Source organism: Streptomyces tyrfis, assembly GCF_037034285.1.
Lineage (GTDB): Bacteria > Actinomycetota > Actinomycetes > Streptomycetales > Streptomycetaceae > Streptomyces.
The window spans coordinates 1-520 of record NZ_JBAGJZ010000128.1 but is presented as its reverse complement, the minus strand read 5'-3'; the positions used below and the strand labels follow the sequence as shown (position 1 = coordinate 520).

The window sequence follows — 520 nt, the reverse complement described above, 5'->3', positions numbered from 1 at the left end:
GGCGGCGAGCCGCCCGTCTCGCCTCCGTCGAAGGTGACGGTCCCGGCGCCCAGGCAGCCCGCTCTGGAGGTCGTCAAGTCGGCGACGACGGAGAAGCCCGGCGAGCTGGTGGCCGGTGAGAAGGTCGCGTACGCCTTCGTGGTCACGAACACGGGCAATGTCACGATCAAGGATGTCAAGGTGAAGGAGGGCGACTTCACCGGTAGCGGCAAGCTGTCGGATGTGGTCTGCCCGGCTGGTGCCGCGTCCCTCGCCCCTGGTGCGAACGTGACGTGCACCGCCTCCTACGAGGTCACGCAGGAGGACGTCGACGCGGGTTCGATCAAGAACTCCGCGACGGCGACCGGCACGCCGCCCGATGGGACCGAGCCGCCGGTCTCGCCGCCGTCGGAGGTCGAGGTTCCGGCGCCTTCGAAGCCCGGCCTGACGGTCGTCAAGACGGGGAAGGCCGAGAAGCCCGGCGAGCTGGTGGCCGGTGAGAAGGTCGCGTACGCGTTCCTGGTGACCAACACGGGCAACG

At 69.4% G+C, this 520-nt stretch carries 1 protein-coding gene; it reads left to right on the top strand.

Annotated features, from left to right (window positions below; genetic code table 11):
* Window positions 1-520 (top strand): DUF7507 domain-containing protein (locus tag WA762_RS35515; protein WP_443080758.1); only part of this gene is annotated, 520 nt, incomplete at both ends.